The sequence below is a fragment of the Anaerostipes sp. 494a genome (genome assembly GCF_001940315.1).
Classification (GTDB): domain Bacteria; phylum Bacillota; class Clostridia; order Lachnospirales; family Lachnospiraceae; genus Anaerostipes; species Anaerostipes faecalis.
The window spans coordinates 1,410,221-1,434,998 of record NZ_MJIF01000001.1; the positions used below are offsets into that span (position 1 = coordinate 1,410,221).

At 36.3% G+C, this 24,778-nt stretch carries 30 protein-coding genes; 8 read left to right on the top strand and 22 right to left on the bottom strand.

Annotated elements, in window-relative coordinates:
- Positions 1 to 16: 16 nt before the first annotated feature.
- Entirely contained in the window at positions 17 to 712 is a 696-nt protein-coding gene (locus BHF70_RS07065; protein WP_075759582.1) for an ATP-binding protein, read from the bottom strand.
- A 182-nt stretch (positions 713 to 894) separates the two neighbouring features.
- On the opposite strand from BHF70_RS07065, the gene BHF70_RS07070 reads away from it, so the two are divergent.
- The gene (locus BHF70_RS07070; RefSeq protein ID WP_075759583.1) at positions 895 to 1,554 is read left to right on the top strand and encodes a Crp/Fnr family transcriptional regulator; all 660 of its coding nucleotides are present in this window, start codon (positions 895 to 897) and stop codon (positions 1,552 to 1,554) included.
- Between the two features lie 240 nt (positions 1,555 to 1,794).
- On the opposite strand, the gene BHF70_RS07080 is transcribed toward BHF70_RS07070, so the two are convergent.
- Positions 1,795 to 2,619: a hypothetical protein gene (locus BHF70_RS07080; RefSeq protein ID WP_075759585.1), complete on the bottom strand. Its 825-nt coding sequence runs from the start codon at positions 2,617 to 2,619 to the stop codon at positions 1,795 to 1,797.
- Positions 2,620 to 2,746: 127 nt separating this feature from the next.
- Here BHF70_RS07080 and BHF70_RS07085 point away from each other — a divergent pair, with 127 nt between their 5' ends.
- A complete protein-coding gene (locus BHF70_RS07085; RefSeq protein WP_075759586.1) occupies positions 2,747 to 3,313 on the top strand; it encodes a flavin reductase family protein in 567 nt (188 codons plus the stop codon).
- A gap of 89 nt (positions 3,314 to 3,402) precedes the next feature.
- Here the strand turns inward: BHF70_RS07085 and BHF70_RS07090 are convergent, their stop codons facing one another.
- A complete protein-coding gene (locus BHF70_RS07090; protein WP_075759587.1) occupies positions 3,403 to 3,633 on the bottom strand; it encodes a purine biosynthesis protein PurH in 231 nt (76 codons plus the stop codon).
- A gap of 239 nt (positions 3,634 to 3,872) precedes the next feature.
- Here BHF70_RS07090 and BHF70_RS07095 point away from each other — a divergent pair, with 239 nt between their 5' ends.
- Together BHF70_RS07095 and BHF70_RS07100 are read left to right on the top strand one after the other, a co-directional pair.
- Entirely contained in the window at positions 3,873 to 4,403 is a 531-nt protein-coding gene (locus BHF70_RS07095; protein WP_083638353.1) for a biotin transporter BioY, read from the top strand.
- 67 nt (positions 4,404 to 4,470) lie between these two features.
- Entirely contained in the window at positions 4,471 to 4,893 is a 423-nt protein-coding gene (locus BHF70_RS07100) for a DUF1284 domain-containing protein (protein WP_075759589.1), read from the top strand.
- Between the two features lie 114 nt (positions 4,894 to 5,007).
- Here BHF70_RS07100 and BHF70_RS07105 read toward each other — a convergent pair whose 3' ends face one another.
- The 12 genes from BHF70_RS07105 to BHF70_RS12360 form a co-directional block, all read right to left on the bottom strand.
- On the bottom strand, positions 5,008 to 5,334 hold the full coding sequence (locus BHF70_RS07105) for a hypothetical protein (RefSeq protein ID WP_075759590.1): 327 nt from the start codon (positions 5,332 to 5,334) through the stop codon (positions 5,008 to 5,010).
- Positions 5,335 to 5,486: 152 nt separating this feature from the next.
- Positions 5,487 to 5,693, bottom strand: coding sequence for a hypothetical protein (locus tag BHF70_RS07110; protein ID WP_075759591.1), 207 nt, complete (start codon positions 5,691 to 5,693; stop codon positions 5,487 to 5,489).
- The gene (yaaA, locus tag BHF70_RS07115) at positions 5,683 to 6,453 is read right to left on the bottom strand and encodes a peroxide stress protein YaaA (protein ID WP_075759592.1); all 771 of its coding nucleotides are present in this window, start codon (positions 6,451 to 6,453) and stop codon (positions 5,683 to 5,685) included. Before yaaA ends, BHF70_RS07110 begins: the two co-directional genes overlap by 11 nt.
- Before the next feature lie 203 nt (positions 6,454 to 6,656).
- The gene (locus BHF70_RS07120; RefSeq protein WP_075759593.1) at positions 6,657 to 7,421 is read right to left on the bottom strand and encodes an SDR family NAD(P)-dependent oxidoreductase; all 765 of its coding nucleotides are present in this window, start codon (positions 7,419 to 7,421) and stop codon (positions 6,657 to 6,659) included.
- A gap of 145 nt (positions 7,422 to 7,566) precedes the next feature.
- Positions 7,567 to 8,127 (bottom strand): class IV adenylate cyclase, encoded by a 561-nt coding sequence (gene cyaB / locus BHF70_RS07125; RefSeq protein WP_075759594.1) that lies wholly within the window; start codon positions 8,125 to 8,127, stop codon positions 7,567 to 7,569.
- 351 nt (positions 8,128 to 8,478) lie between these two features.
- Positions 8,479 to 8,880 (bottom strand): (deoxy)nucleoside triphosphate pyrophosphohydrolase, encoded by a 402-nt coding sequence (locus BHF70_RS07130; RefSeq protein WP_075760552.1) that lies wholly within the window; start codon positions 8,878 to 8,880, stop codon positions 8,479 to 8,481.
- A gap of 222 nt (positions 8,881 to 9,102) precedes the next feature.
- A complete protein-coding gene (locus BHF70_RS07135) occupies positions 9,103 to 12,033 on the bottom strand; it encodes a DUF3427 domain-containing protein (RefSeq protein WP_075759595.1) in 2,931 nt (976 codons plus the stop codon).
- A gap of 90 nt (positions 12,034 to 12,123) precedes the next feature.
- On the bottom strand, positions 12,124 to 12,444 hold the full coding sequence (locus tag BHF70_RS12765) for a hypothetical protein (RefSeq protein ID WP_075759596.1): 321 nt from the start codon (positions 12,442 to 12,444) through the stop codon (positions 12,124 to 12,126).
- A gap of 88 nt (positions 12,445 to 12,532) precedes the next feature.
- Entirely contained in the window at positions 12,533 to 12,748 is a 216-nt protein-coding gene (locus BHF70_RS07145; RefSeq protein ID WP_075759597.1) for a hypothetical protein, read from the bottom strand.
- Positions 12,749 to 13,068: 320 nt separating this feature from the next.
- Positions 13,069 to 13,515: a hypothetical protein gene (locus BHF70_RS07150; protein WP_075759598.1), complete on the bottom strand. Its 447-nt coding sequence runs from the start codon at positions 13,513 to 13,515 to the stop codon at positions 13,069 to 13,071.
- Between the two features lie 3 nt (positions 13,516 to 13,518).
- A complete protein-coding gene (locus BHF70_RS07155) occupies positions 13,519 to 14,085 on the bottom strand; it encodes a hypothetical protein (protein ID WP_075759599.1) in 567 nt (188 codons plus the stop codon).
- A gap of 6 nt (positions 14,086 to 14,091) precedes the next feature.
- A complete protein-coding gene (locus BHF70_RS12360) occupies positions 14,092 to 14,292 on the bottom strand; it encodes a hypothetical protein (RefSeq protein WP_143249377.1) in 201 nt (66 codons plus the stop codon).
- 177 nt (positions 14,293 to 14,469) lie between these two features.
- Between BHF70_RS12360 and BHF70_RS07165 the strand changes: the two genes are divergently transcribed.
- Positions 14,470 to 14,754, top strand: coding sequence for a transposase (locus tag BHF70_RS07165; protein WP_009245215.1), 285 nt, complete (start codon positions 14,470 to 14,472; stop codon positions 14,752 to 14,754).
- Positions 14,751 to 15,665, top strand: a complete 915-nt coding sequence (locus BHF70_RS07170) for an IS3 family transposase (protein ID WP_075759601.1) — start codon at positions 14,751 to 14,753, stop codon at positions 15,663 to 15,665. Before BHF70_RS07165 ends, BHF70_RS07170 begins: the two co-directional genes overlap by 4 nt.
- Before the next feature lie 28 nt (positions 15,666 to 15,693).
- Here the strand turns inward: BHF70_RS07170 and BHF70_RS07175 are convergent, their stop codons facing one another.
- A complete protein-coding gene (locus BHF70_RS07175; RefSeq protein WP_075759602.1) occupies positions 15,694 to 16,002 on the bottom strand; it encodes an SWIM zinc finger family protein in 309 nt (102 codons plus the stop codon).
- Positions 16,003 to 16,152: 150 nt separating this feature from the next.
- Entirely contained in the window at positions 16,153 to 18,282 is a 2,130-nt protein-coding gene (locus BHF70_RS07180) for a glycogen synthase (protein WP_242946343.1), read from the bottom strand.
- A gap of 435 nt (positions 18,283 to 18,717) precedes the next feature.
- Here BHF70_RS07180 and BHF70_RS07190 point away from each other — a divergent pair, with 435 nt between their 5' ends.
- The gene (locus BHF70_RS07190; protein WP_075759604.1) at positions 18,718 to 19,347 is read left to right on the top strand and encodes an Abi family protein; all 630 of its coding nucleotides are present in this window, start codon (positions 18,718 to 18,720) and stop codon (positions 19,345 to 19,347) included.
- Between the two features lie 16 nt (positions 19,348 to 19,363).
- On the opposite strand, the gene BHF70_RS07195 is transcribed toward BHF70_RS07190, so the two are convergent.
- The 3 genes from BHF70_RS07195 to BHF70_RS07205 form a co-directional block, all read right to left on the bottom strand.
- Positions 19,364 to 19,975, bottom strand: coding sequence for an MBL fold metallo-hydrolase (locus tag BHF70_RS07195; RefSeq protein WP_075759605.1), 612 nt, complete (start codon positions 19,973 to 19,975; stop codon positions 19,364 to 19,366).
- Positions 19,976 to 20,389: 414 nt separating this feature from the next.
- Positions 20,390 to 21,700: an MATE family efflux transporter gene (locus BHF70_RS07200; protein ID WP_075759606.1), complete on the bottom strand. Its 1,311-nt coding sequence runs from the start codon at positions 21,698 to 21,700 to the stop codon at positions 20,390 to 20,392.
- A 122-nt stretch (positions 21,701 to 21,822) separates the two neighbouring features.
- Positions 21,823 to 22,587, bottom strand: a complete 765-nt coding sequence (locus BHF70_RS07205; RefSeq protein WP_075759607.1) for a 4Fe-4S binding protein — start codon at positions 22,585 to 22,587, stop codon at positions 21,823 to 21,825.
- A gap of 130 nt (positions 22,588 to 22,717) precedes the next feature.
- Here BHF70_RS07205 and BHF70_RS07210 point away from each other — a divergent pair, with 130 nt between their 5' ends.
- Entirely contained in the window at positions 22,718 to 23,158 is a 441-nt protein-coding gene (locus BHF70_RS07210) for an Rrf2 family transcriptional regulator (protein WP_075759608.1), read from the top strand.
- A gap of 90 nt (positions 23,159 to 23,248) precedes the next feature.
- On the opposite strand, the gene BHF70_RS07215 is transcribed toward BHF70_RS07210, so the two are convergent.
- Together BHF70_RS07215 and BHF70_RS07220 are read right to left on the bottom strand one after the other, a co-directional pair.
- Positions 23,249 to 24,097: a Cof-type HAD-IIB family hydrolase gene (locus BHF70_RS07215; protein WP_075759609.1), complete on the bottom strand. Its 849-nt coding sequence runs from the start codon at positions 24,095 to 24,097 to the stop codon at positions 23,249 to 23,251.
- A gap of 213 nt (positions 24,098 to 24,310) precedes the next feature.
- Entirely contained in the window at positions 24,311 to 24,592 is a 282-nt protein-coding gene (locus BHF70_RS07220) for a helix-turn-helix transcriptional regulator (RefSeq protein ID WP_075759610.1), read from the bottom strand.
- Positions 24,593 to 24,778: the final 186 nt, after the last annotated feature.

A 24,778-nucleotide genomic window follows, 5' to 3' on the forward strand; every position in this document is an offset into this window, starting at 1 on the left:
ATACCTAACATTTCTTTTACTTTAAAATGTTACCATCTGTTGAAATGGTTACCACCTGCCATGGAATAAATTTCCCACTGTCCTGCAGTGCCCGTTTTACAGCATTTTCAATTCCACCACAGCATGGTACTTCCATACGAACTACTGTTACACTTTGAATATCATTTAAAGCAATGATCTGTGTCAGTTTTTCTGCGTAATCTCCTTCATCCAGTTTTGGACATCCAATCAGCGTAATCTTATTTTTCATAAATTCCTGATGGAAGTTTCCATATGCATACGCTGTACAGTCCGCAGCTACCAAAAGATTAGCATTTTGAAAATACGGAGCCTGCACAGGAACCAGTTTTATCTGAACCGGCCATTGTAAAAGCTGTGTTTCCACTGCTGTCTGTGACGTATCACCCGAACCTCTTTTCATCGTCTGCATTCTGCTTCCCGGGCATCCACTGAAAACATGACCTGCTGCTTTCTTTTTCTTCATATTAGCTTCCACCGCTTCTTTATCATAAGGTGCTGCTTCCCTTTCTACAAAGGAAATGGCATTGGTTGGACATGCAGGAAGGCAATCCCCTAATCCATCACAGTAATCATCTCTTAATAATCTGGCCTTACCATCAACCATACCTATGGCACCTTCATGACAAGCCTTGGCACAAAGCCCACATCCATTACATTTATCTTCATTAATCTGAATAATCTTACGAATCATTTTTACTCTCCTTTTTCTTCTTATTCGTTACAAGGCTATTATATCGACTGCAACAGAAAAAGTATGTTGTTTTTACAACAAAAATGATTTTTATAAACGAAAAATGGATCCTTGACTAAAAAAAAATATAACCTTATACTTTTGAAAAACATATGTTGGTATCCTAACAGAAAAGAGGAAATATGATGCAGTATCTGAAGGCTTTAAAAAAATGTCCACTCTTTAAGGGCATCAGAGATTCTGATTTTTCTTCCATGCTTCAATGCATGGATTCCCGCACGCTGTATTACCAAAAAAATCAACCTGTTTTCTCTGAAGGTGAACCCGCAGATTATGTGGGAATTGTCTTATCTGGAGAAATACACATTATTAAAATTGATTTTGATGGAAATCGGAATATTATTGGCACTGTAACTCCCGGTCAGCTGTTTGGTGAAGTTTTCGCCTGTGCCGGCATCTCCAGCCTTCCGGTCAGTGCCATTGCAGCTTCTGACAGCACAGTCCTTCTGGTATCCTGCAAAAAGATTATAACTACCTGCAGCAGTTCTTGTCTTTTTCATAATCAGGTCATCCAGAATCTGCTGCACATTGTAGCTGAAAAAAACCTGATGTTAAATCAGAAAATCCAATTTCTTTCAAAAAAAACTACCAAAGAAAAATTAATGGCATTTCTTTATGCACAAGCTAAAGAAAACCAAAGTAGTACATTTACTATCCCTTATGACCGGCAAGCCCTTGCTGACTATCTTGGAGTGGAACGGAGTGCTATGTCTACAGAACTTGGGAAACTAAAAAAAGAAGGAAAAATTGATTTTCACAAAAACCGGTTTCAAATCCTATAACCAAAAAAGGCAGAGTTCTGCTTTAACCCTGCCCTTTTCCCAGTTATTCCTGTACCTTCAAGACTCGCTCGCGAGTCTTGGCGCGGAATTCGGGTCTGCATAGCAGACATACTTCCAATCCGAATTCCTGCGCATCCTCGCGGAGCGTATATCAGATGGGGGATTGAAACCCGCCACTGATACATAATTGTTGCTCACCGCCTACAGAGGCGGGAGTCATCCCTCATCTGATATAACTTTTTATTTATGTATTTTCCATGTAACCTGCTTTAATCCCGGAATCATCTGCTTCAGTCTCTGTTTCATTTCAATTTCTGTCATATCTTCATAGTCATAATCATCCTGATCATATTGATCATCGTAATAAGCGTATGGCTTATCGGTTCCATATTCCTTAAACCCTTTTTTCGTATATGACCGAAATCCAGTTCCTGTATCCATCAGTTTAAATATATCTGTTTCACTTGGCTCATAAATGGCACTGATATAATTAAAAAAATCTCTTTCCTCTGGATGGCAAAAAAGTACATATATTTTTTTATTTTTCTTTGAAACATAAATTTCTTTAAAGTCATGTTTCAAAGTTTTCAAAGACTCTTTCTGATAATCATAATATACAATACGATCCTGCAAACAAAGTTCCTCTATACCATCCTGATTAAAATCATAATAAAAATACTTGGTTCCAGATTTCTGTCTTATCTCATATTGTTTGATTTTCCTCTCCGCTATTTGAGAAATCTTTTGCGATGACAGTACTTTCACATGAATCTTATAAATATAATCTTCTCCGGGAATGCCAAATGTTATGACTGCATCTCCAACACTTTTTCCCTTGACTGTAACATAAAAATCCTTAGCCGTTACAGAAACACGATCATCATTGACTATTTTAAGATTCTCCACATCCGTACTGTTCATGGAGACTTTTCTCTGAGTTCCTTCTAATACCGAAACATTCTTTTCTATAACCTCTTCTTTGCTCTTAGAATATACGACAAGCGCCAATGCCCCTACAAAAATCAAGGTCAAAAGTATTCCCAATTTTTTTGTTGTAGATTTCATATTCCCTCCTTTTTTGTTTGTTTATTTTATTATTATTACAGAAAACTTGTTTTCTTTTTTGTGCTTGCTATAATGAAAACAAAGTAATTTATACATCATGTATTTACCTAAAATAAAGGAGAAGCTTATGAGAAAAAATTTTGGACCTAAACCTTTTATTTACCCTCAACCTGTTTTAATCGTTGCTACATATGCAGAAAATGGACAACCAGACGCAATGAATGTGGCCTATGGTGGAATCCTCAATTCCAACCGACTGCAAATCAATATTGGTGTCAGACATAAAACATCCGATAATATTAAATTACGAAATGCCTTTACCGTTGGAATTGCAGATGAAGAACATTTGGCAGCCGCTGATTATGTAGGCATTGTCTCTGGACACGATGAAAAAAATAAAATGGAAAAATCCGGCTTCAAACTAACAAAGAGCAACTTTGTTGATGCGCCTTTCATCGAAGATCTTCCAATTGTTCTGGAATGTAAAGTAGAAGAAATCAATCAATACGACCAGACACTTCGCATCGTCGCTGAAATTGTCAATGCAAGTGTTGACGATAAAATTTTAGATGAAAACGGAAACATTGATCCCGAAAAATTAAATGCTATTTCCTATGATCCATGCAATCATTATTATTTAAAACTTGCTCAGAAGGTGGGAACAGCATTTAGTGATGGAAATCAATTAAAATAGAATAATACTCAGGGTGGTTATCCCACAACCTGGGCATGACCACCTGTTACTTTTCAAAATATGCATGAAATTACGAGATTCATCTAAATTTAATAATATCCACAATTCCCTCTATCAGGTGCTTCTTTTCCGGAAATATATCTGGCATTAAACTCCATATTTACTTCACGAAGTTCCTTTTTTCCGTCAATATATGCCTGATACATCTCAATGATTCCAGGACTACATCCATCACATGTAGCTGAAATATTTCCAATAGACTCTGCAACGATTTTCTCACGTTCCTCTTTTGTTGTATCTTTAATTAAAATACTAGACATTGTACCTTCTCCTTTGCTGTTATACTTATCTGTTTCTTATATTTTAACACAGAAAACACATCTGTACATTGGATATTATTCAAAAGTACTATCCTTCTTGTATTTGAAGTTTTCATTGTTAACCTTTTTCAAACTTTAGGTTGACATTCAAAAAAGAGATGTTATAATAGCCTATGTAAAAAATAGCAGGGAAACTTAAAACTCAGGCCTGTACACACCCTGCAGAAATGAGGATAATTATGAAAATTTCAACAAAAATAATGGTAACGATTAGTTTGTTTACTGCAGTAACTTGCGTATTATCCATTTTGAACATTCCTACGCCAAGTGGAGTTCCAATCACACTTCAGACATTTGCGATTGCGCTTAGTGGCTATGCATTGGGATGGAAAAAAGGAACAGTATCTACAATCATTTATATTTTGCTTGGTACAATTGGCGTTCCGGTATTTGCGGGAATGACAGGTGGACCTTCCTGGCTGGTAGGCTTCAGTGGCGGATTTATCTGGGGATTTATTTTTCTTACGTTACTATGCGGTATCGGCATAAATCAAAAACCAATCTGGCTGCGTTTTGCATTTGGCATCATAGGTCTTGCAATATGCCATCTCCTAGGTGTCATTCAGTTTGCGATTGTATCATCCAATCCAATTCCAGCAGCATTTTTAGCAGTATCTGTGCCTTTCATTGCAAAAGATATTATATCAGTAATTGGTGCTTATCTAATTGCAGATCGAATCCGCAAGATACTTTCCGTCGATAATATTTAATATGAAAGAAGTCAATGATATCAAAGGATCTGTTTCTCTTTGTATAAACACTTCGGAATGGAGACATATGGAAAATAAATTTAGAGCACATCACATTATCTGTACTTCACTTTATGAAGGAAAAGGCTATAACAATGCTTTTTGTGAAAATATGACATCTGTCGTGAACCGTCTGCGTGATAATCCAGATGAAGAACTGACTCTAGTGGCAAAACCTGACCTGATTTGCACCAACTGTCCAAATCAGACAAAATCCGGTAAGTGTTCACATAATCACAATCGTGTTGTTAATAAAGACCGTCGTGTTATGAAGTTCTTTGGACTGAAAGAGAATCAGATCTATACATATCGTGAAATGTGCAGACATGCACGCGAAACGATGACAACAGAATTTTTTATGGAAAACTGTGGAAAATGTAACTGGCGTAAAAGAGGGCTCTGCAAGTATGAGGATTTGATTGCACAATTGGATCATTGTATTGAAAAATAAGATATTGTATTCATTGCTTTTTTCTTGGGCACTGCCCACACCCAACCTCTGGAATAGAGTAGGGAAATTCTGGCAATAATACAGCATCGATTAATCTCAGAAAATCTACTCATATTAATCACAGCACCTCGCAATCCTTCCGCCGCACTTATCACAAAAGCCTTCTATCACAACACCAAACCTGTCTTTTCTCAGATTATATCCGGGTTTGAAAGATGCATTTCCGCAATTAACGCAAAACGCATTGTGCAACCACATCTCTTTTACTTCATCTGGATACTTATTCCATAACCGGATAGCCTCAATGTCTGTAGTTCCCTCACCCTTACAGAACTCATCTTTCTCCATCTCCTGTCGAATGAATTTTTCTATCGTATACTCATCACATCCGTCTTTTCGGAGCTGCTCTGCCATTTCCTTATATTTCCCTTCGTATTTCATAACCGCGCCTTTCAAACCTTTGCTCTAATTTCTCACAAAATAATATCTTCAATTTTCCAAAACACCTTTTGATGAAAAAGTGCGTCTGGACTACCTACCAACTCTACAGAAAAAACTTTCCTGCATTGTGTTTTTATCCTTGCCTTTTTATTTTACCATAATTGCTTTTTCTCATCCATAGTTACCATATCACCTTCATTTATATTTCGGTCATACAATAACTGATCTTCCATCTTTATCACAGTCTCTTTTCCATTTTCATCTAACAAAGTTACAACAGCCATAACAGGATCGTTTTCACTTCTTTCTTCACAGCCGAAATCAACATCTTCATCTATACGCAATACTTTATATTTCATTTTCCCATCCTTGTTCCTTATCTTTTAAAAATACAAATTCCTTATCTGTGGACAGTTCCTCTGCAAATTTATATCCCAGCCCGTGAAATTGCTTCATTTCTTCTGGATCCTCAATACGATTTACCGCCATAAAACGGACCATCTCCCCTCTGGCCATTTTGCAGTACACACCTTTCTGGACCAATTTCCCCTTTACCTCTTCTACAAAAGAACAAGTAATAAAAGTATCCTCCGGCTGCAGATATTTCTCAATACATTTTGAATATTCCTTTGATGCAAGGTTAATGATAATACCACTATGGTCATGGACCTCTTTGTATAATCTGTCACCCCAGTATTCGTAGAGATTTTTCGTTCCATTAACTTTTGCTTTTGCCTGCATTTCCAGTCGATAAGGTGTCACACCATCCATAGGCTTCAAAACACCATAAAAACCAGACAATATACGCAGATGTTCCTGCACATAAGTAAGCTGTTCTGTTTCAAATACGGCAGGTGCCATATATTGATAAGCAATCCCTTCGTAAGACAAAATAGCCGGTGTCAGTCTGCTGGTCAAATCCATAGATGAAAATCGATCATAATTCTGTTCTGCTATCTTATCACTACATGTCCATAATTTTTTCGCTTCCTGAAACGTCAGCTTTTTCATCCAATTCATAATACATTCTGTATCCTTTTGGAATACGGGAAGATCTATATAATCCAAAGAGTCATCGACTTCATTCATTTTCTTTGCAGGAGATAAAATAATTCTCATAACGTTTCATATCACCTCTTTTCGTTTTACTCCGATACATCGCACCTTGATAAAATTAAAATATATGGCACTGCAATAATTTTGTCAAGAAAAAGGACACAGAAAGAAGTTTTCTCTCTATGCCCTTAAAATTCCAAATTATATTTCCGTAAAACGACAGATATCAGAGCTGTCTGGACACTCTAATCTGTTCATATCTGATTTTACAATGTACCTCCAAAATCTGTGTGAAGTGCCTGACCTGTAATTGCACGAGATTCATCACCTGCAAGGAACAGCAGAATATTTGCAACATCTTCAGGCATACATGGCTGTACTTTCAAATCACTGTGTTTTGCCATCTGTCCCATCATATCCTGATCAAGAGTTGCCGGATTTGTTCCCGCTACCATTGGAGTTACTATAGTCCCTGGACATACTGCATTACAACGGATATTTGTACCGGCAAATCGGAGGGCCGTGTGACGTGTCACACCGATAATTGCTGCTTTGGATGATACATAAGCGGCTCCCCCGCATCCCATGGCACCTGCAATTGAGGCAACATTTACAATTGAACCATATCCTGTCTTTTCCATTTCTCTGGCAGCCGCACGTATACAGTACATGGTACCTTTCTGATTGATTTCCACAATTCGATCCAAATCATCATCCGTAAAACGATCAATTGGTTTTAATCCCTCTTCTAACACTCCTGCATTATTAACCAGAATATCTACTTTTCCATAAACTTCCATTACTTTTGCTACCAGCTTATCTGCATCACCTTTTTTAGATATGTCTGTCACAACCGGTAATACTTCACCACCGTCTTCACGAATAGCAGCAGCAACTTCCTCCAGTTTTGCTTCTCTACGCGCAGTGATAACAACTTTTGCACCTTCTTTAGCAAACAATTTTGCTGTTGCCGCACCTACACCGGAATTTCCCCCTGTAATAATAGCAACTTTTCCTTCTAATCGACTCATGTAAAATACCTCCTTTACCACTGACTTTTCCCGACTGCTTTTTTATATAATAAGAGTATATAGGAAATTTTACACAAAAACAAGAACTTATACATTAACTTTTTTATGCAATAGCTCTAATAAAGCATCTAAATTCCTTCTTGTATCATTCATCTTCCACATGCTGCAGCATACTCAGATAGGAATTTCTAGTTGTATCTTTTAAACTATATCCCAGCCTCTGCAACATTTTTTCTATCTGTCCCAAGGCATCATCCTTATTTTTATCTTCCGTAATCACCATTTCCAGTTCAAAAAAATCCCCCAAATCCTGAACCTGATCAATACATGCTGTCATCTGATCAAAGGTATATTCCTGCCTGGTCTTTTTAACCTTTGGCAGAATCACCCGAAAACCGAGAGATTCAAAAATCTGAGTACATATCTCTGCATCTGCTACCCCTGTTTCCAGTTCCTTTCGACTCATGGAAATCTGATCCATCTTCTTTCCCTTATATGTAATAACAACATCTGTCTGATTTGCTAACAGATCAGTCACCTTACGAACTCGTAAAGCTTCCCCGTTTTTTCGAATCTGACCGGCATCATTGTCAAAATAAATATCCTCTTCACAAACCAGGCTGGATTTTATAAATCCCAGCCTTTTCAGATCCGCCTCCACATTCTCTTTATTATCAATTGGTAATTTAATTTCCACTTCAATCATAATTTCTTATCTCCCAATATCTTTTTTCATGAATATGCGCCTCAATCGCTTTGATTAATTCTTCTTTGATTCTATATTTCTTGCCATAATGCATTTCATATTCCCATGAGGGGAACGACTAACTTAAGCAGCCTTTAGTTAAGTGCTTCTAAAGCATTTCAAAACATCTTCTGTTATTGTTTAACAAGATTCTTGATTGTGTTTGATGTTTTGCTGTTCATATTTTTCCATTTTCATCTTTCAACATCCAATGGGATTAACTCCCAATTTTCTTCGTAAGTTTTTACTGCATGCATATCAACCTTAAATAGCACTGATGCCATTTGAAATCATTCACGCAACACAATAGAATTACATAACCCCCCGTATCTTTTCAATCAACCCTTCATCTGCCGGCAACCAATCAACATCATCTAATGTTTCCTTCGTCAGCCACTTTGCAGCTTCATGCTCTTTTAGTTCCAAATTTCCTGACTTAATTGTACACATAAAACAATGCATCGTTAAATGGAAACCGGGATAATCATATTCCACAATATCCAGCAATTTTCCAACATTAATCTCTGTATTTAATTCTTCTTTAATCTCTCTGACCAGTGCTTCCTTGGGTGTTTCTCCCTGTTCTATTTTTCCACCAGGGAATTCCCATCCATCCTTAAACTCTCCATATCCTCGCTGAGTCGCAAATATATATTCATCTTTTTGTATAATAGCCGCTACAACCTCTACTGTTTTTCTCTTATTTTCTTTCATACGTTTCAGAAATTGTTTCTTTAACTCATTCGATTCTTTCAGCCGCTCAATTTCCTGTTGGAGATGATTGATGTAATCTACAGTTACACGAACACCGCCGCGCACAGCAAGATCTTCATGTTGTGACATTTCCTCAAGCCATTGCTTTACTGAATTTTCTCTTAAATTATCAAATGTACGATCTTCTCTTGTAAACATGCTATTCCCTTCCTCGTCATTCATTTAGCTTAATATATAATCATAAATATCTTCTCTCACCGGTGTCTCCAGCTGATATTCAATTTCCACTGCCATCTTATTAGTATTTGGCATAGTAAACTCGGATGCCTGGCCCGTGGCATGGATTTTTCCGAGATAATAGAACTCTTTTGAAATCTTATCATCTTTATTCTTACGCACAAACAATTCCATATCCACCCCAAGTTCATCTGCATGTAATGCTGTATACACATCTTCTGATTGAAGACTTCTTCCTGATTTGGAAATTGCAATCAACTTATTCGGTGTAACCAACCGATCTTCGTATTTTATAGTTTCCGCAATATCATCTGCTTTGTCATAATTAATAAATACCGGATATGTCTTTGTTTTTTTATCATATTTGTAACCACCAATATTTAAGGCCACTTCACCTTTTTCCCACTCTAACAGACGGCAGACATCTTCATATGTATATTTTGAATATAGTTGAAATGATGTATCCTTATAAAGATTGCTATAATCTTTCCGATTACGATAGATTCCAAAATCAATAACCTCCTGAACCTGATTATAAAAATCTTGATTTTTTAACATTGCTGCAAAAGATTCTGAAATCTGATAATCATCACCATCTGACTGTAATAATACACAATCTGCATAGGTTTTTTTACCAGAACCCGTGGAAAACTCATTGGTCATAACATTGGTTATATTGGTCACCGTCATTTGGGTGATTTCTTTTCCTGAATACTGCTTCAAATCTTTTTTTAATAATTTAATCAATCCATGTTCGTAGGTAATCATTCGCTTAATCAATAACAGCTCATGAACACGTTTCCCCGAAGCAAATTTCTTAGAAATAAATTCAAGGACATTTTCCTGCTGTTTTGTAAATTTTACAGTGTATTCTTTTTCATATTTTGATAAAAATTTATGATATGATCCTAAAGCTTTATTATCAAAAATACGAAGTGGATCAATAGACCCATATATTTCAAAATCCATCAACGTAGGGATTTTCCCTAATTTAAACTTCAGCTGTTGATAACTATCTCTAATTAATTTTACCGCATTAAAATTTGCATGATCAATGGATTGAAACACCCTTTTTCTCGATACTTCATCAAAATGTATGGTTGAACTTCCGGGGATGATCCTGGCTCCTTCTCTAATATACTTACGAATAGTATCTTTGTTGTATGTACGATCTCCTGATAATGCAATTGGAATCATAAAGTTATTGGTATAGTTTCCAATAAAATCAAGCACCACCACATATTCTTTATCTTTGGCTTTCCGCAATCCACGTCCCAACTGCTGTACAAAGATAATCGGCGACTGGGTTGGACGTAACATAATAACCTGATTAACCTCAGGAATATCTACACCTTCATTAAAAATATCCACAGTGAAGATATAATCTAACGGATCTTTTCCACAATCGCTGGCAAGCCGTTCCACATATTGTTCACGGCGTTCCTGTGGATCTTCGCCCGTTAGCACCACAGTATTCAATCCACGTTGATTAAATTTTTTTGAAAGTTCTTTTGCTTCATCTTTACGGCTGCAAAAAATCAATCCTTTTACCCGGTTACCACAATAACCATAATAATCCGCCTGTTCTAAAATATAATCCACACGGTCATCACACACTAACTTTCCAAAATTTTTCAAGCTACTTTTATCATCAAATACCTGTCCGCCAATTTCCAGATCTGTAATTCCAAAGTAGTGAAATGGACATAACAAATTTTCTTCTAATGCCTGCTGAAGGCGAATCTCATAAGCTATATTATGATCAAACAATTCAAATATATCATAATCATCGGTTCGCTCCGGACTGGCTGTCATACCAAGCCAAAACTTTGGTTTAAAGTAACTCAAAATCCGCTGATAGCTTTCTGCACCAGCACGGTGTACCTCATCAATGATAATAATCTCAAATTCCTCTGGATCAAACCGCTCCAATGTTTCTTGTTTTGCCATCATCTGCATGGTGGAAAACAAATAGTCAGCCTCATACTCCTTAACATTTCCCGATAATAGTCCGAAGGTCTTTGTATCACCAAATACATTTTTATAACTTTGAATTGCCTGTTTTGCAATCTGCTCTCTATGCACAATAAATAATGCTTTCTTTGGATTCATATCTCTGAGAGCAAAAGCAGAAGCGTATGTTTTACCTGTACCTGTAGCAGAAATAAGTAATGCCCTCTTTGCACCTTGTCCCCGTAATTTCTCCAGGTTCTCTATAAAACCAGTTTGCATTTTATTAGGCTGCAAACAAAATTGCTCTATAGATGGTACAGCCATCTCTTTTGCAATGGTCTTTTGTTTAAGAGAAATTTCATAACTAATTCTATATTTTTCAATGAAATCCTGATACTTTTCTGTGTTTCGTGAATTCCATAATTTATCAAACTCCAATAAAATTTCTTTTGTGTATTCTCCATTTGGAGTGGAAACAAGTTTTGTGTTCCATTCACGGTTTATCATTAAAGCTTTGGCTGTCATATTAGAACTTCCCACAATAATCTGATACATTCCCTTGTTTTTAAAAATGTATCCTTTTGTGTGAAATCCATCATTTTCTGTTCTGGAGTGGAACATTCGTAAATCAATATTTGTTAAAGAAGCTAGTTTATCCAATGCCTCTGGCTGGCTAAATGTCAAATAATCAGTTGTTAAAATTTTACCTGGTATTCCCTTTTTTTCAAGTTCTTTTAAAACACCCAGTAGTGGTGTAATTCCACCCATGGTTATAAACGCAACACTAATTGTAAATTCATCACAACATGAAAGTTCTTGTTCAATGGAAGCTAAAACCTTTTGTCCTTCTCTATAATTATTTGAAATAAACTGTGGTTTATATGAAATATTAGATGGAATTGTATCATCAAGAAATGCTGTGGCCAAACCTTGTTCAATTTGAAAAACCAAAGACTGATTCATTTTACCTTGCTCCTTTTATCTTGAGTCATAAATTGTTATTGCATTATCTTTCCAATAATCGTTCCTTTATTTTACCATAATTGCTTTTTCTCATCCATGGTTACCATCTCCCCTCTGGCTGCAGATATTTTTCAATGCATTTTGAATATTCCTTTGATGCCAGATTAATGATAATCCCACTTTTAAAAGACGATACATTCCAAATGGAATCCCTGTTTTTCTGCACAGATTTTCATATATCTCATATCCTCCTGCATCAATGTCTCCAAAATGCAAATATTCTGCCAAAATTTCTTTTCCATCTTTTCCTTTTTGTTTTGAATCAAACCTCCGTATAATTTTTACAACCATTCCAGATATCTGTTCAAATACTTTTGTATCCTGAAAATGCTCTATGGAAAATTCTCTCATATACTTCTACCACAGCATCTCCCTCAGAGAGCATTTTCAGATTACCAAAGTGAGCGGGATAATTGTGGCCCACAATAATCATATTTTTTTATCTCCAAAAACTAAAAAGCGAAATAATTCCAATAATTAGCAAAACAGGAAAGGCGATATAGATAAGTCCACCCATAACAAGACCTACTAATATCAATGGTAACAGGGCTACTGTAAACAAGATTTTTACTATGCCCCATGACGCCTTTACTGCAAATATTAACAGCTTTCCAAATACTATCAACATTAAAATTCCAAATAAAAATGACAACATTTCAAACATCTCCTTTTTTATCTGTTTCCCATGGTTTACCTGTCATGATTCAAGACTCGCTCGCGAGTCTTGGCGCGGAATTCGGGTCTGCATAGCAGACATACTTCCAATCCGAATTCCTGCGCATCCTCGCGGAGCGTATATCAGATGGGGGATTGAAACCCGCCACTGATACATAATTGTTGCTCACCGCCTACAGAGGCGGGAGTCATCCCTCATCTGATATAACCTTTACTATGAAATCCATCGTTTCCAGTCTTGAAATGGTACATTCATAAATCCTATACTTCTTTGTGACTGGCATTTATTTATTATATCTCTTAGAGTTTTCTTAGTTCATCCATCATTGCAGGTCTATTTCTATATGCAAATCTCCAATGTTCCACTATCTCACAAACTTTTTCCTTTCCTCCTTTTATCTTAGACATTCTTCTTAGAATTGCCACCCATTCCTGATATCGTCTTCTGTCTGCAGTGTGAGTGGCCATTCTGTTAACTTCATCTGCATACTTTTGGAGGATTTCTTCCGGATAATAATCTTTTAATTCTTTTTCATATTCCCTCAAAGCATATAAACCCTCTGTTGATAAAACATATTCCAGCAACCGATCATATAATTTTTCCTCTTTATACAGCTGATCCACATGGGCATATTTCGGTAAACCGGAAAATATTTCTTCTCTGATTTTTTCCCACTCTTCATTTGAATATAAAGTTTTTAATTCCTTAAAACTTTCAATATTTCCAGGATTATCTTTTGTAATCAAATGCTACAACTGCTGTTTATAAGCTTCCATATTTCCACTGAGTTTGTAAATTTCTTTTAACTTAAAGCTATATTGATTTACAAGACCTCTCTGCTGTGAATCTAATTCCATAGATTCTTTTAAAACTTCAATTGCTTCTTTGTAATTTCCCTGCTCTTCACATTTTGAAATATAATATTTCCGGATGTCTGAATATTTCCAATTTTGTTTACAATAACAATCTATATCCACTTTTGGATATCCGGTCTCCTCCATCAATCTAATGTGGCGTAATGACCATTTTGCAGCCTGATAGTTTGATGACCAACTTTCCGGTACTTGCTTCAACTCCGTTACTTTTCGTTCTGTATATTCTAATTTTGCTTTCAAATATTTTTCTTTTGTAAACCGTTCCATCAAAATATTTTCAATATACTCTTCCATATAATCAATAATAGAACCGTTTAAATGTTCCGTAAACCATGTATAAATAGCATCTTCGGTTTCCTCATCTGCATAATCTAAAATTTCTTCCCATATTTGCATACATTGATCTGCAAACATGCCAGTTCCGCCATCTGAATCATCCATATCTACCTACCCTACTTCTATGAACAGGTAACATGTAAGTTCAAAAGCATTCCAATAACATCCAGAATCCAGCATCATTCGAACATCTTCGTAAAGATACGTTTCCATGTCAGAAATAAAATCATATGCTTTGTAATACGAGATAAAATGTTCTCGCCCAAGATACTCATTAATTGTCGCATCGATCTGTCTTTTATAACAATCCATTTCTGTGTTGGAGATTTCTGGATTAATAAGCGTCCTAAATCTTACAAACAATTTCTCATCGTTATGTAAAACGTAGGAAAGTGGTGCTAGAATATAAATAGTACAAGTCAAAATGAGAATTCCCAATCTATTATTTCATGGTACAATGTAGGTACCGCACTGAAGGAGGATCTCATTATGGCAAAGCACTATGACAAACAATTTAAACTGGATGCAGTCCAGTATTATCATGATCACAGAGACTTAGGACTGCAGGGCTGTGCATCAAATTTAGGAATCAGTCAACAAACATTATCACGTTGGCAAAAGGAGCTACGTGAGACAGGTGATATTGAATGCCGTGGTTCCGGTAATTATGCTTCTGATGAAGCAAAAGAAATCGCACGATTAAAACGTGAACTTCGTGATGCACAGGACGCTCTTGATGTACTAAAAAAAGCAATCAACATTCTGGGAAAATGACGGAAGCCATTTATCTCGAAGTTGCTGAGAAGGCAGAAACTGCCCATAAGGCTGGACGCCGGGTTTCTGTCTCCGGAATGTTGAAATATCTCGGCGTTTCCCGTTCTGGTTACCGTGCATGGCTAAAACATGTTCCTTCAAACGCTGAACAGCGTCGTGAAGCGGTAAAAGCCAAAATCAAGGATATTTATAATGAATCAAAACAGAATTACGGTGCCCCAAAGATTACCAAAGAACTGAGGAAATCAGGAGAAGTAATCTCTGAACGTACAGTTGGAAAATACATGAGGCAAATGGGAATTAAAGCACAATGGGTAAAACCATGGACTATTACCACAAAAGATTCTGACTTCAGTAGCGAATTGCAAAATATCCTTGATGAACAGTTTCATCCGGAACGCCCAAATGCTGTCTGGTGTTCTGATATCACATATATCTGGACGATAGACGGATTTGTTTATCTAACCAATATTATGGATTTATATTCCAGAAAAATCATTGCCTGGACACTTTCTAAAACACTGGAAGTATCCTGCGTGATTGAAACAATAAATAAAGCAAAAGCAAGACGTAAAATCAAAGAACCACTAGTTCTGCATTCAGATCGCGGCAGTCAATATGTATCCAAAGAATACAAAAAAGCGACTGCTGGTATCCAGTGCAGTTATTCAAAAAAAGCTTATCCGTGGGATAACGCATGCATCGAATCATTTCATGCATTGATCAAACGTGAATGGCTGAACCGGTTTAAAATCCGAGATTATAATCATGCATATCAATTGGTTTTTGAATATCTGGAAGCATTTTACAATACAAAACGTATTCACAGTCATTGTGGCTATATGTCTCCAAATGAGTATGAAAAGTTGTATCGTAAAATCCAGAAAAACGAATTGCAGATGACAAGTTAGGATGAGGAAAAACTCATTTTAACTTGTACTAAATCTTGACATAGGACCAAAGAAACTCTTTTATCTGTTTTTCATCCGCCAACTTAATAATATCTTCAACTTCATCCGTTGTTGACTGTTTATCTGTAAGAATAACCTTTCCTTGAGGTTTTTCTAAATTTTCAAGTTCCCTATTGGCTTCCCACTCAAACAATATTTCAACTTCATAATCTTCCGAACCACATACAATCGCATTAATTTTGTCTTCGCTTCGTTGGATATTATCTACTGCTCCATCACAAAAATAATTATAACCTCTATCTAAGATATGCCCTTTAAACAATCTTTCCCAATTCAAAATATACACCACCTTTCAGCCTTAGTAACTTTATTATAACTTTATAATACTGTTTCAACAATTTTAATTTTTTTGTTCTTTCTACCACTTGCACAAATAAGGCGACCACTGAAAAAGCGGTCGCCTGTAATTTTTATTTTATGTACCTTTCTACCATGTTAATTCCAAATACAAATCTTTATATTGTTTTGCGGAATTATCCCATGAAAGGTTTTTATCCATATTTCTCTGAACCATTTCATCCCAACGCCAGCGATCGGTAAAATATAATGTTTTGGCTCTGTTGATTGCATCTAATAACAAGCCTGCATCATAGCGGTCAAAAGTAAATCCATTTCCTGAATTATAATATACATTATATGGTTCTACTGTGTCTTTTAATCCACCTGTTTCACGAACAATCGGTACTGTACCGTAATGCATGGCAATTAATTGAGTTAAACCACAAGGTTCAAACAGTGAAGGAACCAGCAGGGCATCTGCACCTGCATAGATTTTGTGAGATCTGGTTTCATCATACATGATATTGGAACATACATTTCCTTTATATGCATTTTCATAATACCTGAAGGAATCTTCATAAACAGAATCTCCGGTACCCAGCACAACAACCTGTGTATGTTCATCCATAATCTGCGGAAGAATATAGTTAACCAGATCTAATCCCTTTTGGTCAGTCAATCTGGAAATCAATCCGATGACAAACTTATGATCATCCTGAACCAATCCCAGTTCTTCCTGTAATTTCTGTTTATTTTCCCTTTTCTTATCCAACACATTGGTGATATCGTAGTTGGTATATAATCTGGAATCTGTAGCTGTATTCCAGATATCATAGTCAATACCATTTAAAATACCTCTCAATTTACCGGAATGATATCTTAAATGGGCATCCAGTTTTTCTCCATAATACGGTGTCTGAATTTCTCCCGCATAAGTATGGCTAACAGTAGTAATAATATTAGCGTAAGTCAATCCGCCTTTTAACATATTTGCATCCCGGTAACCTACTTTTAATGCATCTTTATTAAATACATAGTCTGGCAATCCTGACCAGTACTTGATGGTAGGAATATTGTAAATACCCTGAAAACGTAAGTTATGTATGGTCAGAATGGTTTTTGCAGAAGACACTTTTGAATCTTCAAACAAGGTTCTTAAATATACCGGAACCAAAGCTGCCTGCCAGTCATGGCAATGAATGATATCCGGAATCCAATCCATATAATTAAGTGCAGCCAGTGCAGCTTTTGCAAAATAGCAGTATTTCGGAATATCATCAATAAGATTTGTATATGGATTTCCAGCACTGAAGAATTCTTCATTGTCAATGAAATCATACACAACACCATCCCAGACATATTCCATGATTCCTACATAGAAAGATCTTCCATCGGAACATAAATCCATCTGGAAAGACCCTCTATATATCATTTTTTCCTGATATTCCCATGGAATACATTTGTAACGAGGAAGAATTACTTTTACATCGCAATTCTGTTTAACCAGGGCTTTAGGAAGCGCATACATAACATCTCCCAGACCACCGGTCTTTACAAATGGATAGCATTCAGAACCTATAAACACAACACTCCTTCTAGGAGTCATTGGTTCTTCATATTTCGGTTCCTCTATAACCTCTGGTTCTGCTTCTTTAATCTCCTGGGCAGCCTCAACTTTTGGTTCTTCCGCTTTTACTTCTTTTTCTTCTTTAGCAACCTTTGCCTTTGGTTCTTCTTTCACTACTTTAGTTGTTTTTGCCGCTGCTGCTTTTGTTGGTTTAACCTCTTTTTCCTCTTTAGCAGCTTTTGCCTTTGGTTCTTCTTTCACTGCTTTGGTTGTTTTTGCCGTTGCCGCTTTTGTTGTTTTAACTTCTTTTTCTTCTTTAGTAGCCTTCGCCTTTGGTTCTTCTTTCACTGCTTTGGTTGTTTTTGCCGTTGCCGCTTTTGTTGGTTTAACTTCTTTTTCTTCTTTAGCAGCCTTCGCCTTTGGTTCTTCTTTCACTGCTTTAGTTGTTTTTGCCGTTGCTGCTTTTGTTGTTTTAACCTCTTTTTCCTCTTTAGCAGCTTTTGCCTTTGGTTCTTCTTTCACTGCTTTGGTTGTTTTAACTTCTTTAGCAGCCTCTGCCTTTGGTTCTTTTGTCTTAACTTCTTTGTCCTCTTCAACTGGTGTCTTTGCTGTAGTTTTTGCTGTTGTCTCTCCTACCGAACCCCTTTTTGTGCTGCTTTCTATTGGGGCTTTTGTCTTGTTCATAGTTTTAGTAACTCGTTTCTTGGCCATCTGATACCTCCAAAATTAATGATAACATTTTATTTTTATATGATAACCATTTTCCAAGATGAGGAGAATGATTTTCCATCCTGAACCTTGTTTCAAAATCACAGATAATTATTCCTTAAATAATTATATCACAAATACGGTAATAGGCAAATATCATAAATCCAAACTGTTGATAGGAAAACTGCAGAAAAATCGATTTATTTTTTCAGATCTTCACTATTTTGGTCGCTTTTGCATCTTTAAAATTTTTGTAAAGCTTTCAATCAGTGTCAATCTGAAAATTCACATTTTCAAAAAATTATCATCACTGGTTGGCTAAAAAAATATAAGGTTCTCTATTTTAATCGTTGACAGATTTCAATACATCTAATGTTATTGTTTAACACATGATCCGTTGGTATTAATATATTTCGGATACTTTATTATGATTTAAGTATGAATGATAAGGAAGATGGATATTCTATAGTAGAAGAATTTCTTTCTGATTATCGTTATGTAAAATCATTACACGACAAAATCGGAAGATCAGCTACTAGCGATTTAATTCAAAAGCATCGTGATAACCATGATCAATATGCTCTTTGGGAAATTGTTGAAGTTCTATCTCTGGGTGATTTTATATACTTATATCAGTTATATTATTCTAAATATCCTTCAAAATCTAATTTCTGCAGCTATTTATGGTCCATCAAATTCCTCCGGAATGCCGCTGCACATAACAATTGTTTATTAAACAGTCTAAAAGCTCCATTTAATGTTACAATACACAAAACAAAAGAAATTCAATTTGAGATATCAAAAATTAAACACATTTCCCAAAATAGCAGAGAAAAATGGATGGCAAATCCAATTATTCACGATTTCATCATTCTTGTTTTTACATATTTGAAACTTGTCAAAAGCCCTAAATTAAAACAAACTGGTATAAATCAGCTTCATTGGTTATTAAATGAACGAATGTTAAAGCATAAAGAATATTTTGAAAAAAACACAAGTTTTTTCCGCGGAGACGATGCCTGCATTGTTTCCGTATTTTTTATTTCTAAATACCTTCGTAATTTTTAATATCAAAAACTAATATCTAACTCCACTCCTGTAATTCAATATAATTACTCCCGGCCTCTCTCCTGTCGTAACACATCTCCAGCCGTTTTATAACCTCCTCTTTTAGATGAAGAAATTCTTTATCATGGCTTATGACCAGATATTTTACTTTTAAATCTTTTAAAATATCTATTGTCTGCTTTAATAACTGACAGTTATAAACGGTTTTGCCCTTCACTGCTGCCGGATATAAAGCATCTCCAAGAAATGCATATTCTTCTTTGTAACAAAGCATGATACATCCTTTTGCGTGGGTTGATGGTAATAAAAAAAGCCGGATTTGTGATGATTGATCCAGCTCTGTTGTTTCATTAATCACTGTTCCCTTATGGGTGTACTTAAATGTCTGTTTGGACACATAAAGATTCTGATAAGTGATTTTTTCAATATTTTTTATATGATCCTGATGGAAATGAGACAATACCACTGTTTTATCCTTTTTAACTGATTCAATTGCCTGAGCAGATTGTTCATTGGAACCCACATCAAATATATACATGTGCTCTGGAGTTTCAATGAAAACCACATCTGCAGAAAGGGGATCATGTGCTGCCGGTATGTATCTGATATTATCGTTGATTGAAATCATTTGCGTTCACCTCGGTAATCTTTTTTCTTTACATCTTGTTTTTCCTAACATTTTGTTCCTTCTCCCATATACTAAATTAAACACCTTTGGAGATTGCGTCATGTACCCGTTTATTTTAATTATCAGGAGCGTACCTGTCTGATTGAATTCTGGAAAGAACAATAACGAATAACTTTTCAAGGAGTATCTAAGAACCCCATGAATTCCTATCGACGCATATCCAAAGCATTTAATCAAGCCTGCCAGTTGCCCCTTGATCAATACTCCAATATTGAAATCGAAAATCGCTATATAACATTATTAAAATGGAGTGTAGGGACAACAGAGAATCAACACTTATATGTACAGAAACAGATATTGGGGAAAACCATATGCATCGATGATTTTTAATCTTTTTGATACTACATTCTTTTCTTATGTCCTTCTGTAATACAGGATACCTACTATATCTGCTAAAAGCCATCCTATAGGAATTGCCCACCAAATTGCTGTTACACCCAGCATGGTCGGTGCAAATAAATAAGCTAGCAGGACTCTTGTCCCAAGAGATATGATTGTCAGCACAAAAGACATTTCCGCTTTTTGAATCCCTCTATAATATCCATACAGAAGGAACAGACATCCGATACCAAAATAAAATGTGCCTTCAATCCGTAAATACCTGACACCTTCCAGGATAATCTGTGTTTCTGTTCCATCCACAAATAATCTCATAAGCTGTGCCGAAAAAATCCATATGAAAACAGATATAAAAATGCAAAAAGTCAAGGACACAAGCATAGCCTTTTTGGTTCCTTTATGAATACGCTCTTTCTTTTTTGCACCATAGTTTTGTGAAATAAATAAAGAATAAGCATTTCCAAACTCCTGTGCCGGCATATATACCAGTGTATCAATTTTAACCGCTGCGGCAAACGCTGCCATAATGATTGTACCGAAGCTATTAACCAGTCCCTGAATCATTAGAATACCAAAATTCATTACCGATTGCTGCAAACCTGTAAATACATCATTTTTGATAATATTCTTCATTCTATCCCATTTGAACTTCTGCTCTGCTTTTAGAAGATCCGGCCTTTTACAAATTGTATAAATTGCAATTCCAATTCCGGAAACTCCCTGGGAAATCACTGTTGCAATTGCTGCTCCTGGTATACCCCATTTTAAGGAAATCACAAAATATAAATCTAACATGATATTTAATACAGAAGAAGCTGCAAGAAAATAAAGGGGTACGACGGAATTTCCTATAGAACGTAAAAGATAGGCAAAAAAGTTATACAAAAAAATAAACCCTATCCCGGCAAAGATAATTTTCACATATCCTCGCATTAAAAAGTAGATATCTTCTGGTACACAAAGCAAACGCAGGATAATATCTGTCCCGGGAAAAACCAATAGGGTGATAACAATGGTCACACCGCCAATAAACCAAAAAGATAATTGTATGTCCTGTTTCATTTCTTCTATTTTGCCAGCGCCATACCATTTAGAAAATATTGCTCCGCTGCCCATACAAAGTCCTATAATCAAGGAAGTCAGAAATGTCATAAGCGTATAGGCAGAACCTACCGCCGCCAATGCACCGGATCCGATAAACCGTCCGACAATAAACATATCAGCAATATTATAAATCTGTTGCAGTAAATTTCCCGCCATCATCGGTAATGCAAAAAGCAGCATGTTTTTCATAATAGGGCCTTCCGTTAATTTACTGTTCTTCATATTCCTCTCCTCTACATGTCATGTAAGTATCTTAAATTCATTTTAACACGTTATGGACAAATGACAACCTGGCAAGTCAGCAAACACGTAAGGGCATTGCAAAATGCAATGCCCCATAATTTTTAGAGATAACACTCACATTCTTTACGAATTGAACATTCTTTTTTAATCGCCATTGAAGCAACTGCAACCATAGCACCGTTAACCTTTCTGGCTTTATGAGGGCATTTGACAACACAGCGCATACAGGAGATACACTTGTTTTTATCTGCTGTTTTCACGTTGTCCTTATCAATAGCACCTGCCGGACACTGAGCCGCACACAATCCACAGCTGACACAGGCAGAAGTAGCTTTTGGTACCAGACCTCCACCACCAGCCTTCTTATAAGGGCGGTTACCAGGGATAGTGAACTGGCTATTATCTAAAGAACCTGACAGTTTCTGTGCAATCTTTGCGCCAATTTCTTTCAGATTCTTTTCATCGGCTGCATCAGGCCGTCCTGCTGCATACTGGTGAATAATGGAATGTTCCGCAACAGCTGCCACAGCTGCAATCACACGGAAACCACACTCTTTCGCCAGATCCTCCATCTCCACTAGGGTATCCTCGTATGCCCGGTTGCCATAGACACACAGTAATACGCAAGGCATCCCCTTTCCCTGAACTTTCTTCAGCCTCTCTGCTGCCAATGCCGGGACACGACCTCCATAGGAAGGAAGTGCAAGCACTGCAACCGCATCACTGTCTGCTGAAAAATCTCCTGCATCAAAGGATATATTTGCTAAATCAAAAATCTGAGTTTCAGAAGCCATGGCAGAACAGAGAATTTCAGCGGTCTTTTCTGTACCACCAGTTGGACTAAACAAGATAAGTGAACATTTCATAATTCTATTCCTCCTTGTGTAAATTTTAGAATTACATCTTTGTTCATTATAGCATTCAGCAGGTGTCATGTCAAAATTTACACCAGCCTGTTTTTATGATATAGTAAAAATCATACTAGGAGGTGAGTTTATGCATATCAGCAACAAATGCTCCATTGCCGTCCACTGTCTTGTTTTTATTCACGAATACGGCGAAAGCAAAAAAGTAACAAGTACACTACTGTCTCTGTCCACCGGATGCAATCCTGTAATCATTCGAAATATAATAAGCGCATTAAAAAAAGACGGCATGATTTCTGTGAAATTCGGAACCGGCGGAGCAACACTTGCCTGCCCACTGGAAGAAATTACACTATATCGGATTTGTATGTGCGTAGAGCCGGATGCTCTAGACAAACTCATTGGGGTTCACCAGAATCCATCCCAGCTATGCCCGGTTGGAAGAAATATTCATGCAGTACTTGATCATTCATACAGCAAAATCCGCTCTGATCTTGAAGATAGTATGAAATCAGTTACCCTGAAAGAGATTGTAGCGGAATATCAAGAGAAAGAACCCACCCAGAATTAATTTTCATACTTAAAAATATAGACAGGCCCCGAAAATGCCCATTTCTTAGCACTTTCCAGGTCCTGTCTATTATTTATCTAAGCAGAAAATTTATTTATAAATTTCAGGGAAGAAATGATACAATGCTTTTGCAATGCCGTCATGATCCATATCATCTGTAATATAATCAGCTGCTGCTTTCAGCTCATCGGTTGCATTTCCCATTGCAACTCCGATTCCAGCATACTCAATCATGGTTTTATCATTCTGTGCATCTCCAAATGCAATCATTTCATCGGCAGTAAAACCGGAGATTTCGATTGCTTTTCGAATTGCTTTAGATTTATCTACGCCCTTAGCTGTAAATTCGTAATAATATGGTGCCGTGAACATCGAATTGATACGATCTCCAAAAGGGGCTTTCATCTCCTCATAATGCTCCTGCAGATAGGATGGATTGGCATATGTTAAGATCTTACTGATTTCAAAATCACACCATTTAGCTAAATCATCGATTTCACATAACTTATAATTATTTCCTCGTGATTCATATTCTAAGACATTCCATGGTTTTCCATTTCTTTCAATTGTATTATTGAATACATTGTTTACATACATGTATTCTCCTCTGGCAACAACCGGACATACATCAAATTTCTTTAAATGTTCTAATACCTCTTTGCCTTCTTCCACAGATAGAGCCTGACTGAATAATATTTCCCCGGTCTGATAATCTACTACTGTAGCACCATTATTACAGATCAGTAACCCATGATGTTCCTTCATATTTAATTCATCTGCAAAATACTTTAATCCATTATCGGTTCTGCCACTTGCTAAAACCAGTAATATGCCCGCATCCTGGGCTTGCAGTAAAGCAGTCTTTGTTTCAGGTGTTATCTTTTTACTGGAATCTGCTAATGTTCCATCTACGTCCATTAAAATTACTTTGATGCTCATCGTTATCCTCCTAACTGTAACTTTATATCTTTAATCTTCAAAGATGTTTTTCATATTTGCCACAGATTTTCATTCATATTTTATCACATATGAGCGATAAAATGGATAACAACTTAAACTTCCCAATTAAACATCGGAAACAAAAATAATTGAAAATAAAAATTAAATCTCCTCAAAAAATTCATGTGGGGTTCTGATATTACCATGCACATCTTATGTTGCGATACAGTTAATCCACGCCTCATGTTTGAAATCATCTACTTTTTCTGATGTAAGAAATTCTTCTGACTTACACCCATCAAAAATATCATCTAATTCCACTGCATATAATTTACTCAAAAGGATACACTGTGATATTTTAGGTTCTTCTTTACCTGTTTCCCACTGTAAAACCTCTTCTGGTTCTGCATCAATCAATTTTGCTAATTGCTCAACAGAATAACCCGTTGCTTCTCTTATTTTTATCAAACTCTCTGCAATGGTATTGTGGTTCATCTTTTTTGCTTCCTCCAATAAATCCTATTTTGCTACTTGTTTATATAACGGACGAAATCTCATTTAGTTCGTCAGTGAATCTTTTGGGTCAAAACCTTCTTTGTTCAATTCCCAATATTGCTTTAATTGCTGATATCCACTTATTCTGTTCATCTAATCCCCTTCTTCCATCACCTTCATATAATC